General features: G+C 38.6%; 1 protein-coding gene and 2 pseudogenes. All 3 read left to right on the top strand.

What is annotated here, in order from left to right; translation table 11 throughout:
* A pseudogene (locus tag I6F48_RS21170) lies at nt 1-484 on the top strand (hypothetical protein); the annotation flags it as partial.
* Nucleotide 485: 1 nt separating this feature from the next.
* Complete coding sequence (locus tag I6F48_RS21165) at nt 486-872, top strand: hypothetical protein (protein WP_197120245.1); 387 nt, start codon at nt 486-488, stop codon at nt 870-872.
* Between the two features lie 137 nt (nt 873-1,009).
* Nucleotides 1,010-1,257 (top strand): annotated as a pseudogene (locus I6F48_RS21160) (hypothetical protein); the annotation flags it as partial.

The raw sequence follows: 1,257 nt of genomic DNA, 5'->3' as shown, positions 1-1,257 counted from the left end.
TAGCGGCGCTGCTTTTTTACTGCCTGGTGATAAAGAGTTTTTAGCGATAAAGCACGATGGCTTTTGGATACATAAGTTTAATGGTGAAATAGTACGCAAAGTTAATTTTGATTTTCCACGTAAATGGGAAATGAAGAACCACCGTATTTCACCCGATGGCAAATATTTAGCGTTTATGACGCATGTTAGACCAAAAGCACATTTTCACTGGGTGAATATTGCTAATCCGGAAATAAAGAACTCAGAAATAGGGGAAGGTAATGGCGTTATTTTCTCTGATAAAGAAGATTATCAACTGGAATATACCAATCGCAATTTACCTGAGCGTAATGAGAAAGGGTGGTTCCTTTCCGAGCGTATTACAAGAACAATAAACATAGTGACAGGCGAACAATCAGAAGCATTAGAGCAAGAGAATAATATTTGGGGTATGGGCTCAATATATCCTATAGCAATTACTAATTCGGCAATGCAAGGAAGTTAATATGGATGAACTAAGCAAAGGATCTGCAAGCCCACTGGTGTATTTACTAACTGGATATGTCGAGAATAACAAACCGGTGGGCAAATTAACACCGATAGCAAATAGATTTGTGGTGGCTGAACAGTCTAAGTCGGCTGTTTATGATGTAAAAAAGCCTACTGTATTAAAAACAAATAAAGCTGGTATTTTATCGTCGATAAACAATGAATCACTAGAGACGCGCCAGCCATTTCATGCCTACACGGCTAATAATCAACGGCCTATTATTATCCCGCCAAAGGAGTCCATTGGCCTCATTGCTAATAATAACCCTAATGGATGGGCTAAAGAGTTTGTTGATAATTTAAAAAATTCCAGTAGCACAAATACACCGTTTACTTATCAGTAATTTAACACTCTCGATTGAAGTGGCAGAAATAGCAGAAGAGTAAGTACGAGTACTTTGACTCAATAACACAAGTTTTAATGAGTGCACTTATTTATATTACCTCGTAAATAAGTGCATGTAGTAAAAGGATAGTTTTAATGGCGTTTTTAAAAAATCACAACGTGCTTTGCGCCCTCAGCGTTTGCTTTAGCTTATTGTTAGGCGGTTGCTCAGAGCCCTCACCGCAAAGCTCACCACAAGTAGAGGTTGATGTTGCTAAATACTCATGGGCTAAAGAGCACAAAAATCATCCAGAGTGGCCACTCGAAATACGCGAAGAGGTGTACGGCGATGCAGATACATTTTCAACCCCGCGGTTAATGTTTTGGAATAAATATAAATACAG

This window comes from Pseudoalteromonas sp. SWYJ118 (assembly GCF_015864505.1).
Classification (GTDB): domain Bacteria; phylum Pseudomonadota; class Gammaproteobacteria; order Enterobacterales; family Alteromonadaceae; genus Pseudoalteromonas; species Pseudoalteromonas arctica.
Note: the sequence above shows the minus strand (reverse complement) of the source record. Positions and strands in the feature narration are given on the sequence as shown.